Origin of the sequence: Streptomyces sp. cmx-4-9, from assembly GCF_046548835.1 — a bacterium.
Taxonomy (GTDB): domain Bacteria; phylum Actinomycetota; class Actinomycetes; order Streptomycetales; family Streptomycetaceae; genus Streptomyces.
Window position 1 is genome coordinate 131,330 of the sequence record NZ_JAEBEE010000011.1, and the last position, 12,499, is coordinate 143,828.

Here is a 12,499-nt window from a genome sequence, read left to right on the forward strand (position 1 = left end):
TTCCTCTGCTCGTCAGCAGGTGTCGGGGGTCTCGGAGGAAATGCAATGGGTGACCTGAAGCAGCACAGTCTCATCAAGGCCCAGGAACGGCTCCGCGACCAGGTCGGCCACGCCCTCCGAGCAGCCCTGATAGCGGGAGAGCTGCGTCCCGGCAGCGTCTACTCCGCGCCCGGCCTCGCGGCCGAACTCGGCGTCTCGGCCACGCCGGTGCGCGAGGCGATGCTCGACCTGGCCCGCGAAGGCCTCGTCGAACCGGTCCGCAACAAGGGCTTCCGCATCACCGAGGTCAGCGAGCGCGACCTGGACCAGTACACGGAACTGCGCACCATGATCGAGGTGCCGACCATCGGCCGGATCACCCGGACCGCCACCGCCGAGCAGCTGGAAGCCCTGCGCCCCGTCGCGCAGGAGATCGTCACCAGCGCCCGCGAGCACAACCTCATCGGCTACCTGGAAGCCGACCGTCGCTTCCACCTCTCGCTGCTCGCCCTCGCGGGCAACGACCGCCTGGTGGAGACCGTCGGGGACCTGCGCAAGCGCTCCCGCCTGTACGGGCTGACCGGCCTGGACGAGGCGGGCAAGCTGGTGTCCTCGGCGGAGGAGCACATCGAGCTGCTCGACCTGATGATCAGCGGCGACGCGGACGCGGCGCAGGCCTGCATGACCCGCCACCTCGGCCACGTCCGCTCCCTGTGGGCCCAGGGCCGCGACGAACCGGTGGGCCGCCCCCAGACGGGCCTCGGCTCAGGCGTCTAGGCCACCCCGCCCCGGCCTTCGCCGCCGGCGCCCCCAACCGCCCTGCTCGCGGGCGGGATTTGGCTACGGCTGGATAACGGGGGCGCCTGGCTCTTGTCAGTGCAATTTCACATTACTATGTTACCGGTCACATCATAGAGCGCAGCCCTCCACTGGAGTGACCCATGAACAAGCGCACCCACATCGCCCTCGCCACCGCCCTGGTGGCCGCTCTCGCACTCGGCGCCTCGGGCTGTACCGGCGCCGCGACCCCGGGCAAGGGCGGCGCGGGCGCCGAGAACCCGGCCGCCGCCAACGACGGCAAGGTCCTCGGCGGCACCCCGGTCAAGGGCGGAACCCTGACCGTCCTGTCCAACCAGGACTTCGCGCACCTCGACCCCGCCCGCAACTGGGTCATGCCGACCATGGACTTCGGCACCCGGCTGCTCTACCGGACGCTGGTCACCTTCAAGGCCGAGCCCGGCAAGGCCGGCAGTGAGCTCGTACCCGACCTCGCCACCGACCTCGGCACCCCCTCCAACGGCGGCCGCACCTGGACCTTCACCCTCAAGGAAGGCGTCAAGTACGAGGACGGCTCACCGGTCAGAGCCCAGGACATCAAGTACAACGTCGAACGCTCCTTCGCCCCCGACCTCACCGGCGGCCCCGACTACGCCGCCCAGTACCTGGCGGGCACCGAGGGCTACAAGGGCCCCCTGGACGGCAAGCACCTCGACTCGGTCAAGACTCCCGACGACCGCACCCTCGTCTTCGAACTCAAGCGGCCCGTCGCCGAGTTCTCCGCCACCGCCACCCTGCCCACCTTCGCCCCGGTGCCCGAGTCCCAGGAGAAGGGCACCCGGTACGACGCCCGCCCCTTCTCCTCGGGCCCGTACAAGATCGAGTCGTACGACCGCGACAAGAAGCTGGTCCTGGTCCGCAACGAGCACTGGGACGCCGCCACCGACCCGGTCCGCAAGGCCTACCCGGACCGGTTCGTCGTCGTGATGGGCCTCAAGGGAGGCCAGATCGACGACCGGATCATCGCCGGGGAGGGCGTGGACGCCTCCACCGTCCCGTACGCGGACATGCGGCCCGAGAGCGCCCCGAAAGTGCTGCCCAAGCCGGAGGTCAAGGCCCGCCTGCTCGCCGAGTCCCAGGGCTGCACCGAGATGCTCCACCTGAACAACTCCCGGGCCCCCTTCGACGACCCCAAGGTCCGCGAGGCCATGCAGTACGCCGTCGACAAGGAGGCCGTGATCACCGCGGGCGGCGGACCGGCCCTCAACGAGGTCGCGACCGCCTACCTGCCTCCGGCCCTGTCCGGCGGCAAGCAGGCCGACACCCTGAAGATCGCCCCGGCGGGCGACCCCGCCAAGGCCAAGGAACTCCTGAAGGCCGCGGGCAAGGAGAAGCTGAAGGTCTCCCTCGCGGTGTCCACCGGGGACAAGGCCAAGGCCGAAGCCCTTCAGCAGGGCCTGTCCCGGGCGGGCATCGAGGTCGTCGTCGACACCGTCGACCCCGGCGCCTACTACGACGTCATCGGGGACCTCTCCACCACCCCCGACATGAGCCTGTCGGGCTGGTGCCCCGACTACCCCTCCGGCTCCACCTGGATCCCCTTCGTCTTCGACGGCCGCACCATCAAGGAGAAGGGCAACCAGGGCAACTACAGCCAGTTCCGCGACGAGGCCACCATGAAGCGGATCGACGAGATCAACGCCATGGCGGACGCCGGGGAGGCCGCCCGGGCCTGGGCGGACCTGGACGCGGAGCTGATGAAGAAGTCGCCGGCCGTGCCGGTCCTCCTGGAGCGCAAGCCGCTGCTGGTCGGCACCAACATCGCGGGGGCCTTCGGCCACCCCGTGTGGACCGGCACGATCGACTACGCCACGATCGGCCTCAAGGACCCCGCGAAGGGCCAGGGCTGAGGCCGGACGAGCCACCCGCAGCCCGTCATGGCCACCACCGCATCCGGAGCCCCGACACCCCGGGCCTCCGCCCCCGGAACCCCCGGCACCCCCGCCCCGCCCGCCCCCTCCGATCCCGGCACCCCCGGCGCCGGAGCAACCGCCCCCGGCGGCCCGGCGACGGTTGCGCCCGGCAGCAGCCCCTGGCAGCTCGCCCGGCGGGAACTGCGCCGCCGCCCCGCGGTCCGCGTCAGCCTCGGCCTGGTCCTCCTCTTCGTCCTGATGGCCGTCACTGCCCCCTGGCTGAGCGCGCTGGGCGGGTGGTCCCCCGAGGAGTTCGACAAGACCGCCGTCGACCCCTACCTCGGCGGCCGGCCCCTCGGCCCGCTCGGCGGGATCAGCGCCGAGCACTGGCTGGGCGTCGAACCCGTCACCGGCCGCGACCTGTTCGCCCGGGTGGTGCACGGCGCGCAGGTCTCCCTCCTCATCGCCTTCGCCGCCACCGCGATCGTCGTGGCCGCGGGCACCGCCGCCGGGATCGCCGCCGGGTACTTCGGCGGCCGCACCGACACGGTCCTGTCCCGGCTGACGGACCTGACCATGTCCTTCCCCTCGCTGATCTTCATGATCGCCATGCTGTCCGTGGCCAAGGACGTCAACCGGATCGTCCTGATGACGGCCGTCATCGGGGTCTTCGGCTGGCCCGGGGTCGCCCGTGTGGTGCGCGGCCAGACCCTCTCCCTCAAGCACCGCGCGTACGTGGACGCCGCCCGTGTCGGCGGCGCCGGCCCCTGGCGGATCCTCACCCGCGAGATCCTCCCCGGCGTTTCGGGCCCCGTCATCGCCTACACCACCCTGCTCGTCCCCGGCATGATCAGCACCGAGGCCGCGCTGAGCTACCTCGGCGTCGGGGTCCGCCCGCCCACCCCGTCCTGGGGCCAGTTGATAGCCGAGTCCGTCGCCTTCTACGAGACCGACCCCATGTACTTCGTCGTCCCGAGCCTCTTCCTCTTCCTCGCCGTGCTGGCCTTCACCCTCCTCGGCGACGCGCTGCGCGACATCCTCGACCCGAAGGGCGGCCGCAGTTGATCCTCTACCTCGCGCGCCGCCTGCTGGGCGTCGCCGGCGTGCTGCTCGCCATCGCCGCCGTCACCTTCCTCATCTTCCACGTGCTGCCCGCCGACCCGGCTGCGGCCGCCTGCGGCAAGACCTGCAGCCCCGAGCGGCTGGCCGACGTCCGTGCCCACCTGGGGCTCGACCAGCCCCTGGGGCACCAGTTCGGCGGCTTCCTCTCCGGCATCTTCACCGGCCGCACCCTCGGCACCGGCCCGTACGCCGTCCGGTGCGACTTCCCCTGCCTGGGCTACTCCTACGAGAACTCCCTGCCCGTCTGGGACCTGCTGACGGACCGGCTCCCGGTCTCCGCCTCCCTCGCCGCCGGGGCGGCCGTACTGTGGCTGCTCCTGGGCCTGGGCGCCGGGGTCACCGCCGCCCTGCGCAAGGACACCGCCACCGACAAGGCCCTGATGGTGGGCGCGGTCGCCGCCGCCTCCCTGCCGGTCTACTTCACCTCCGTGATGCTGATCCACGGGGTCATCCGCACGGCCGGCCTCCTGCCCTACCCCAGCTACCGGCCCCTCACCGAGGACCCGCTCGGCTGGGCCTCGAACCTGCTCCTGCCCTGGACCGCGCTCGCCCTGCTCTACGCCGCCATGTACGCACGCCAGAGCCGGGGCTCGATGATCGAGGCGATGGCCGAGCCGTACATCCGCACGGCCCGCGCCAAGGGCATGCCCGAACGCACCGTCGTCGTCAAGCACGGCCTGCGGTCCGGGATGACCCCGGTCCTCACCCTCTTCGGCATGGACCTGGGCGGCCTGCTCGCCGGAGCCGTCATCACCGAGTCCCTCTTCGGACTCCCCGGCGTGGGGCGGCTGTTCTACGGCGCGCTGGTCAGCTCCGACCAGCCGGTGGTCCTCGGGGTCACCCTGCTCGCCGCGTTCTTCATCGTCGTCGCCAACCTCGTCGTCGACCTCCTGTACGCCGTCATCGACCCGAGGGTGAGGTACTGATGGGCGCCCCCCTGCTCGCCGTACGCGACCTGCACGTCACGTTCACCACACCCCGAGGGACCGTCCGGGCCGTCGACTCGCTCGCCTTCACCGTGGAGGCCGGGCGCACCCTGGGCATCGTCGGCGAGTCCGGCTCCGGCAAGTCGGTCACCTCCCTGGCCGTCATGGGCCTGCACCGGGGCGCCGCCCAGGTCACCGGCTCCGTGGCGCTGGCCGGACGCGAGCTGACCGGGCTCGGCGAACGGGAGCTGGCCACGGTGCGCGGCCGCCGGATGGCCATGGTCTTCCAGGACCCGCTCTCCAGCCTCCACCCCTACTACACGGTCGGCGAGCAGATCGCCGAGCACTTCCGGGTGCACTTCAAAGCCGGCCGGGCCGCGGCCCGCAGACGGGCCGTGGACATGCTCGGCGAGGTGGGCATCCCGGAACCGGCCCGCCGCGCGGGGGAGTACCCCCACCAGTTCTCCGGCGGCATGCGCCAGCGCGCCGTCATCGCCATGGCCCTGGCCTGCGAACCCGAGCTGCTGATCGCCGACGAGCCCACCACCGCCCTGGACGTCACCGTGCAGGCGCAGATCCTGGAGCTGATCGCCCGGCTCCAGCAGGAGCGCGGGCTCGGCGTCGTGATGATCACCCATGACCTGGGAGTCATCGCCCGCGTCGCCCACGAGGTGCTGGTCATGTACGGCGGCCGGGCAGCCGAACAGGGCGCGGTCGAGGCCCTGTTCGCGGAACCGGCCCATCCCTACACCCGGGGCCTGCTCGACTCGCTGCCCCGCCTCGACACCCCCGACGACCAGCCGCTGCCCTCCATCCCCGGGACACCTCCCTCGCTGCTCGACCCGGCCCCCGGGTGCGCCTTCGCCCCGCGCTGCCCGCGGGTCCGGGCGCGCTGCGGGGAGCAGCGGCCGGAGTTCGCCGCGTACCCGGACGGGCCGGGCGGCGGGGCGGGCGGCCACCGGCGGGCCGTGGCCTGCCACTTCCCCGGAGCGCGCACCCCCGAGGAGGCCTCGCGATGACCACCGCCGAGCCGCCGCTCCTGTCCGTCCGGGACCTCGCCATGTCCTTCCCCGGGAAGCGGTCGGCGACCGGGCGCCGGGGGGCGCCCGTGCGCGCCGTGGACGGGGTCTCCTTCGACCTCGCGCAGGGCCGGACGCTGGGCCTGGTCGGCGAGTCCGGCTGCGGGAAGTCCACCACCGGCCGGATGCTGGTCCGCCTGCTGGAGCCCACCGCCGGCCGGATCTCCTTCGACGGCCGGGACATCACCCGGCTCTCCCAGGGCGCCCTGCGGCCGCTGCGCAAGGACGTCCAGATGGTCTTCCAGGACCCGCACTCCTCCCTCAACCCCCGGCAGACGGTGGCCCGGATCATCTGCGACCCGCTGCTGGTGCAGGGCTGGAGCGCCCGGGACGCCCGCCACCGCGCGGCGGAGCTGATGGAACTCGTCGGCCTGATCCCCGAGCACGCCGACCGCTACCCGCACGAGTTCTCCGGCGGCCAGGCGCAGCGCATCGGGATCGCCCGGTCGCTGGCCACCGCGCCTCGGCTGATCGTCGCCGACGAACCGGTCTCCGCGCTGGACGTCTCCGTACAGGCCCAGATCGTCAACCTGATGGAACGGCTGCGCGCAGAGCTGGGACTCGCGTACGTGTTCATCGCGCACGACCTGTCCGTGGTCAAACGGGTCAGCGACCGGGTCGCCGTCATGTACCTGGGCCGGATCGTCGAGATCGGCGACAAGGGGTTGCTGTACGAGGACCCCCAGCACCCGTACACCCGGGCCCTGCTGTCCGCCGTACCGCTGCCCGACCCGGTGGCGGAGCGGCGGCGGGAGCGGATCGTGCTGCTCGGCGACCCGCCGAGCCCGGCCGCGCCTCCGCCGGGCTGCGCCTTCCACCCGCGCTGCCCCAAGGCCCGGGAGCTGTGCCGTACCGAGCGGCCGCTGCTGCGGCCCGCCGCCTCGCGCGAGGTGGCCTGCCACTTCCCGGGTGACTGACGGGGATCACGGGAAGAGGAAGGGCCCCGCAGCCGATGGCGTCTGCGGGGCCCTTCCGCGCGCACCGGCCCCTACGCCGAGGCCAAAGCCTGCCGGAAGAAGTCGAGTTCCTGCGCCATCACCTTCTCGGCGGTGCCCCCGGGGGTCATGTGGGTGACGCCCGGCAGGGCCAGCAGCCGGTGCGGGCGGCCCGCGTCCGTCAGGGCCCGGGACAGGCGCAGGGTGTGCGAAGGGTGCACGTTGTCGTCGGCCAGGCCGGTGACCAGCAGGAGGGGCCGGGTCAGCCGCGGGGCGTCGGAGAGCAGGCAGTCCCGCTCGTAGGCCTCGGGGTGGTCCTGGGGCAGGCCCAGGTAGCGCTCCGTGTAGGCGGTGTCGTAGTGCCGGAAGTCGGTGGGGGCGGCTCCGGCGGCCGCCGCGTGGTAGACGTCGGGGCGGCGCAGCACCGCCATGGCCGACAGGTAGCCGCCGTAGGACCAGCCGCGTATGCCGACCCGGCCGAGGTCGAGGTCCGGGTGCCGGTCCCCGAGTGCGCGCAGCGCCGCGACCTGGTCGGTCAGCGTGACCTCGGACAGGCCCCGGTACACGGCGTGGGTGAAGGCGGGGGAGACGTACGGGGTGCCGCGGTTGTCGACGGTGACCACGGCGAAGCCCTGGTCGGCCCACCACTGCCTGGCCTGCCAGCGCCGCGGTTCGGCGCTGACGTCCTGGTGTCCGGGGCCGCCGTACGCGTCCACCAGGACCGGGAGGCGGCGGCCGGGGACGTGGCCGCGGGGCAGGACGAGGGCGGTGGGCACGCCGTGCTCGGTGACCCGCTCCAGGACGGGCACGACCCGGTGGGGCAGCGGCTGGGAGAGGTCGCGGGGGACACTCTCGCGCCCGTCGGCGGTGCGTACGGTCCGGCGGATCCCGTCGGCGTCGGCCGAGGTCAGCAGCAGCGCACCGGCCGAGGCCAGGACGGTGTGCACGCCGGGTCCGTCGGCGAGGGCGGTCCGCTCGCCGGTGGCCGGGTCGAGGAGCAGGACCTGCTGTTCGGCGGGGTCGCGCTGCCCGGCCTCGACCAGCAGCCGGCCCTTGTGCAGACCGGCGAACCGGCGGACCTGGAGGTCCTCCCCGGTGAGCAGGCGGCCGTCCACGGCGAGGGCGCGGGCCGCGCCGCCCGGGGTGTCGGCGGCGGTCAGCATCCGGCCGTCGGGCAGGCGGGCCGGGGTTCCCGGCACCATCGGGTCCACCCACTGCGGGTGCGTGGTGCGGGACAGCTCCCGGGAGCGCCCGGTGGCCGGGTCGGCGCAGAGCAGCAGCACGGTCTGCTGGAGCCGGTCCTGCACGGTCAGCAGGACCTCCCCGGCCGACTCCCAGCCCGCGTCGGAGAGGTAGGGGTACTCCTCGGCGTCCCAGGACAGGCGTACGGGGTCGCGGCCGGGGCCGAGCACCCACAGCTGCACCTCGGCGTTGGGCCCGCCCGCCTCGGGGTAGGCGAAGTCCTCGGGCGGGAGTTCGGGGTGCGCGGGGTCGGTGAACCAACGGCGTGGCAGGGCGCTCTCGTCGACCCGGGCGGCCAGCAGGCGGGTCCCGTCGGGGGACCACCAGTGGCCCCGGCCGCGGCCGAGCTCCTCGGCGGCGGCGAATTCGGCGAGCCCCCAGCGGGCCCCGTCGTCGGGGCTGATCCGGCCGCCCGGGGCCAGGTGGAGGGCGTCTTCGCAGACGTAGGCGGTGCGGGACCCGTCGGTGTCGGCGCGGGGGTCGACGGCCGGCCCGGCGGCCGGGACCGCTTCGGGCGCCCCGGCCGGCCGGCCAGGACCCGCGTAACGGACCCGGTAGAGGCGCCCGTACAGGGCGAAGACCGCGCCGAGGCCGTCGCCGGTGAGCGCGTACGAGCCGATCCCGTCGGCGGTGAGCCGCATCCGCTCGCGCAGCCGGCGTTCGGCGGCGGGGAGGGGGCCGGGGACGGGGCACAGGACGCGGGGATCGGCCAGCCGGACCTCCGTGCCGGTGGCGGTGTCGAGCACCCAGAGGCTGTCGAAGGGGTCGGCGGGACCGTCGGAGCGCAGGAACCAGAGCAGCCGGCCGGCATCTCCGAAGGCGAAGGCGCGGGGGGCGCCGCGGGTGAAGCGGGCGGTGCGCGCGGAGAGGCTGAGGAAGTCATCCATCCTCGAAGTGTGACATGTGAAATGTCACTGGGATTAGGCTGTTCGAGTGGTGACCCCCGGAGTGCGGGCTTAGCGTCGTGAGGGTGGACCGGAACGCATCGCCGACCAGAACCGGGACCGACGGCAAGGTCCGAGGGGGCGGGAACGGGCTTGCACTGTTCGTCATCGCCTCCTGCCAGCTCATGGTCGTTCTCGACATCACCATCGTGAACATCGCGCTGCCGCACATCCAGACCGCCCTCGGCTTCTCCACCGAGAGCCTGTCCTGGGTCGTCAACGCCTATACCCTCACCTTCGGCGGACTGCTGCTGCTCGGCGGCCGGACCGGCGACATCCTCGGCCGCAAACGCGTCTTCATCTTCGGCGTCCTGCTCTTCGGACTGGCCTCGCTGCTCGGCGGGTTCGCCCAGAACGAGGGCCAACTGCTGGCCGCGCGCGCCCTCCAGGGCGTCGGCGGAGCCATCGCCTCCCCGACCTCCCTCGCGCTGATCACCACCACCTTCCGCGAGGGCCCCGAACGCAACCGGGCCTTCGGCGTGTTCGCCGCGGTGTCGGCGGGCGGCGGCGCGATCGGCCTGCTCGCCGGCGGGATGCTCGTCGAATGGCTGAACTGGCGCTGGGTGCTCTTCGTCAACGTCCCCATCGCGGTGCTCATCGCCCTGGTGGGCTCGAAGGTGATCCGCGAGTCCGAACGCCACCCCGGGCACTTCGACTTCCCCGGTGCGCTGCTGTCCACCCTCGGCATGGTCTCGCTGGTCTACGGTTTCATCCGCGCCTCCCAGGAAGGCTGGCGGGACGCGATCACCCTCGGCTCCTTCGCGGCGGCCGTGGTCCTGCTGACCCTGTTCGTCCTCAACGAACGCCGCTCGCCCCAACCGATCACCCCGCTGCACATGTTCGCCGACCGCAACCGCGCCGGGACCTACGGGATGATGCTCTTCCTGGCCTGCGCGATCTTCGGGATGTTCTTCTTCCTGACCCTGTTCGTGCAGAACGTCCTCGGCTTCAGCCCCCTGCGGGCCGGCCTGGCCTTCCTGCCGATCAGCGTCATGATCGCGCTGGCCGCCGGGGTCACCTCCCAGCTGCTGCCGAGGTTCGGGCCCAAACCCTTCATGGTCACCGGCGCGCTGTGCTGCGCGGCCGGGCTGGCCTGGCTGACGCAGACCGACATCCACTCCACCTACCTGGGCAGCATCCTCGGCCCGATGCTCGTCTTCGCCACCGGCATGGGCCTGCAGTTCGTCTCGCTGACGCTGATGGCCCTGTCCAACGTGCCCGACCGGGAGTCGGGCGCGGCGTCCGGGCTGCTCAACACCATGCAGCAGGTCGGCGGTTCCCTCGGCCTGTCGATCCTGGTGACCGTCTTCGGCACGGCCAGCCGCAACGAGGCCAAGGAGCAGGTCCCGTCCTTCCTGCGCTCGGCCACCCCCGAACAGCTGGCCTCCTTCCGGAGCACCGGACAGCTGCCGAAACCATGGGCCGACCAGGTGCTCACCTCCGGCGTGAGCGCGGCCTTCGTGGTGGCGGCCGCGTTCACCCTGGTCGCGGCGGCCATCGCGGTGTTCGCGATTCAGGTCCGCCCCTCCGACCTCGCCCGCCTCCAGGGCAGCCACGCGCCGACGGCGGTGTAGCCCGGCGCCACGGGTGTCAACTGCCGCGGAGCTCGCCGGTCCGCGCGGCCTTCCCGACCACGCCCACCACCTGCTGCACGTCCTCGGGCTCCGGCACCACCTGCGCGGCCACGGCGCCGGAGTCGGCCAGCGGCTTCGCCAGCCCGGCGAGGGGGCCGTCGGCGACGGCGGGCGAGGAGAACGCGGCAGCGGCGCCCCCGGCGAGCAGGGTCAGGACCAGCTTCTTCGTGATCGTCACACCCACCCCAACGATCCCCCGCCGCGCCGGTACCGGGAGCGCGGCCCTCCCGTCCGCGGAGCGCGGAGCCCCGCCCGCCCGACCGGGGCGGACGGGGCTCGGAGAGGGATCCGCTAGATGTCGCGGAAGATCTCGATCTGGGCGCCCACCGAGTTGAGGCGCTCGGCCAGTTCCTCGTAGCCGCGGTTGATGACGTAGACGTTGCGGAGCACCGAGGTGCCCTCGGCGGCCATCATCGCGAGGAGGACGACCACCGCGGGGCGCAGGGCCGGAGGGCACATCATCTCCGCCGCGCGCCAGCGCGTCGGGCCTTCGACCAGGACGCGGTGCGGGTCCAGGAGTTGGAGGCGGCCGCCGAGGCGGTTCAGGTCGGTCAGGTAGATGGCCCGGTTGTCGTACACCCAGTCGTGGATCAGGGTCTGGCCCTGGGCGGCCGCGGCGATGGCCGCGAAGAACGGGACGTTGTCGATGTTCAGCCCGGGGAACGGCATCGGGTGGATCTTGTCGATCGGGGCTTCGAGCTTGGACGGCCGCACGGTCAGGTCCACCAGTCGGGTGCGCCCGTTGTCCGCGGGGTACTCCGCCGAGCGGTCGTGGTCCAGGCCCATCTCCTCCAGGACCGCGAGCTCGATCTCCATGAACTCGATCGGCACCCGGCGGATGGTCAGCTCCGACTCCGTCACCACGGCGGCGGCGAGCAGGCTCATCGCCTCGACCGGGTCCTCGGAAGGGGAGTAGTCCACGTCCACGTCGATGTTCGGGATGCCGTGGACGGTCAGCGTGGTGGTGCCGACGCCCTCGACCCGGACCCCGAGCGCCTCCAGGAAGAAGCACAGGTCCTGGACCATGTAGTTGGAGGAGGCGTTGCGGATGACGGTGACGCCGTCGTGGCGTGCGGCGGCCAGCAGCGCGTTCTCGGTGACCGTGTCCCCGCGCTCGGTCAGCACGATCGGCCGGTCGGGGGAGACGCCGGGCTCGACCTTGGCGTGGTAGATGCCCTCGGTGGCCGTGATGTCCAGGCCGAAGCGGCGCAGCGCGATCATGTGGGGCTCGATGGTGCGGGTGCCGAGGTCGCAGCCGCCCGCGTACGGCAGCCGGAAGCTGTCCATCCGGTGCAGCAGCGGTCCCAGGAACATGATGATGCTCCGGGTCCGGCGTGCGGCGTCGGCGTCCATGGCCGCCATGTCCAGGCGGGCCGGCGGGATCAGCTCCAGGTCCACGCCCCCGTTGATCCAGCGGGTCCGGACGCCGATGGAGTTCAGGACCTCCAGCAGGCGGTAGACCTCCTCGATGCGGGCCACCCGCCGCAGGACCGTACGGCCCTTGTTGAGCAGGGAGGCGCAGAGCAGGGCGACGCAGGCGTTCTTGCTCGTCTTGACGTCGATGGCGCCGGAGAGGCGACGGCCGCCCACGACCCGCAGGTGCATCGGGCCGGCGTAGCCCAGAGAGACGATCTCGCTGTCGAGCGCTTCGCCGATGCGGGCGATCATCTCAAGGCTGATGTTCTGGTTGCCGCGCTCGATCCGGTTGACGGCGCTCTGGCTGGTGCCGAGCGCCTCGGCGAGCTGACTCTGTGTCCAGCCCCGGTGTTGCCGGGCGTCACGGATGAGCTTGCCGATGCGTACGAGGTAGTCGTCTGCCATGGGTGCACGGTATCTCAGATATGAGATGTGGTTCGCGTCGGGTGTGGCGGACGGGTGTTACCGACCGTCAGCTCCCATGGTGGGGCGGCGTGCCGAGCGGGGCGCGGCGGGGCGGCCGTGCGGGTGA

Annotated in this window: 10 protein-coding genes; 7 read left to right on the forward strand and 3 right to left on the reverse strand. The window is 72.6% G+C overall.

Annotation, left to right across the window (positions count from 1 at the left end; genetic code table 11):
- Window positions 1–45 precede the first annotated feature (45 nt).
- From ACLJTM_RS30875 to ACLJTM_RS30900, 6 genes are all read left to right on the forward strand, one after another.
- Entirely contained in the window at window positions 46–756 is a 711-nt protein-coding gene (locus tag ACLJTM_RS30875; protein ID WP_411107070.1) for a GntR family transcriptional regulator, read from the forward strand.
- A gap of 164 nt (window positions 757–920) precedes the next feature.
- Window positions 921–2,666 carry an ABC transporter substrate-binding protein gene (locus ACLJTM_RS30880; RefSeq protein ID WP_411107071.1) on the forward strand — a complete coding sequence of 582 codons (1,746 nt, stop codon included), beginning with the start codon at window positions 921–923 and terminating at the stop codon, window positions 2,664–2,666.
- A gap of 27 nt (window positions 2,667–2,693) precedes the next feature.
- Window positions 2,694–3,734, forward strand: coding sequence for an ABC transporter permease (locus ACLJTM_RS30885; RefSeq protein WP_411107072.1), 1,041 nt, complete (start codon window positions 2,694–2,696; stop codon window positions 3,732–3,734).
- On the forward strand, window positions 3,731–4,717 hold the full coding sequence (locus ACLJTM_RS30890) for an ABC transporter permease (protein ID WP_411107073.1): 987 nt from the start codon (window positions 3,731–3,733) through the stop codon (window positions 4,715–4,717). The genes ACLJTM_RS30885 and ACLJTM_RS30890 overlap by 4 nt, the downstream gene beginning before the upstream one ends.
- Window positions 4,717–5,736: an ABC transporter ATP-binding protein gene (locus tag ACLJTM_RS30895; RefSeq protein WP_411107074.1), complete on the forward strand. Its 1,020-nt coding sequence runs from the start codon at window positions 4,717–4,719 to the stop codon at window positions 5,734–5,736. The genes ACLJTM_RS30890 and ACLJTM_RS30895 overlap by 1 nt, the downstream gene beginning before the upstream one ends.
- Window positions 5,733–6,713 carry an ABC transporter ATP-binding protein gene (locus ACLJTM_RS30900; RefSeq protein ID WP_411107075.1) on the forward strand — a complete coding sequence of 327 codons (981 nt, stop codon included), beginning with the start codon at window positions 5,733–5,735 and terminating at the stop codon, window positions 6,711–6,713. The genes ACLJTM_RS30895 and ACLJTM_RS30900 overlap by 4 nt, the downstream gene beginning before the upstream one ends.
- 71 nt (window positions 6,714–6,784) lie before the next feature.
- On the opposite strand, the gene ACLJTM_RS30905 is transcribed toward ACLJTM_RS30900, so the two are convergent.
- Window positions 6,785–8,860 carry a prolyl oligopeptidase family serine peptidase gene (locus ACLJTM_RS30905; protein WP_411107076.1) on the reverse strand — a complete coding sequence of 692 codons (2,076 nt, stop codon included), beginning with the start codon at window positions 8,858–8,860 and terminating at the stop codon, window positions 6,785–6,787.
- An 83-nt stretch (window positions 8,861–8,943) separates the two neighbouring features.
- Here ACLJTM_RS30905 and ACLJTM_RS30910 point away from each other — a divergent pair, with 83 nt between their 5' ends.
- Window positions 8,944–10,491 carry an MFS transporter gene (locus ACLJTM_RS30910; RefSeq protein ID WP_411107077.1) on the forward strand — a complete coding sequence of 516 codons (1,548 nt, stop codon included), beginning with the start codon at window positions 8,944–8,946 and terminating at the stop codon, window positions 10,489–10,491.
- A 16-nt stretch (window positions 10,492–10,507) separates the two neighbouring features.
- On the opposite strand, the gene ACLJTM_RS30915 is transcribed toward ACLJTM_RS30910, so the two are convergent.
- Both ACLJTM_RS30915 and ACLJTM_RS30920 read right to left on the reverse strand, forming a co-directional pair.
- A complete protein-coding gene (locus ACLJTM_RS30915; protein ID WP_411107078.1) occupies window positions 10,508–10,729 on the reverse strand; it encodes a hypothetical protein in 222 nt (73 codons plus the stop codon).
- A gap of 113 nt (window positions 10,730–10,842) precedes the next feature.
- Window positions 10,843–12,372 (reverse strand): helix-turn-helix domain-containing protein, encoded by a 1,530-nt coding sequence (locus ACLJTM_RS30920; RefSeq protein ID WP_411107079.1) that lies wholly within the window; start codon window positions 12,370–12,372, stop codon window positions 10,843–10,845.
- Window positions 12,373–12,499 lie beyond the last annotated feature (127 nt).

Bases quoted from the DNA above. Each gene is read 5' to 3' on its own strand.
- ACLJTM_RS30875 (WP_411107070.1), top strand. From the start codon at position 46: ATGGGTGACCTGAAGCAGCACAGTCTCATCAAGGCCCAGGAACGGCTC.
- ACLJTM_RS30880 (WP_411107071.1), top strand. From the start codon at position 921: ATGAACAAGCGCACCCACATCGCCCTCGCCACCGCCCTGGTGGCCGCT.
- ACLJTM_RS30885 (WP_411107072.1), top strand. From the start codon at position 2,694: ATGGCCACCACCGCATCCGGAGCCCCGACACCCCGGGCCTCCGCCCCC.
- ACLJTM_RS30895 (WP_411107074.1), top strand. From the start codon at position 4,717: ATGGGCGCCCCCCTGCTCGCCGTACGCGACCTGCACGTCACGTTCACC.
- ACLJTM_RS30900 (WP_411107075.1), top strand. From the start codon at position 5,733: ATGACCACCGCCGAGCCGCCGCTCCTGTCCGTCCGGGACCTCGCCATG.
- ACLJTM_RS30905 (WP_411107076.1), bottom strand. From the start codon at position 8,860: ATGGATGACTTCCTCAGCCTCTCCGCGCGCACCGCCCGCTTCACCCGC.
- ACLJTM_RS30920 (WP_411107079.1), bottom strand. From the start codon at position 12,372: ATGGCAGACGACTACCTCGTACGCATCGGCAAGCTCATCCGTGACGCC.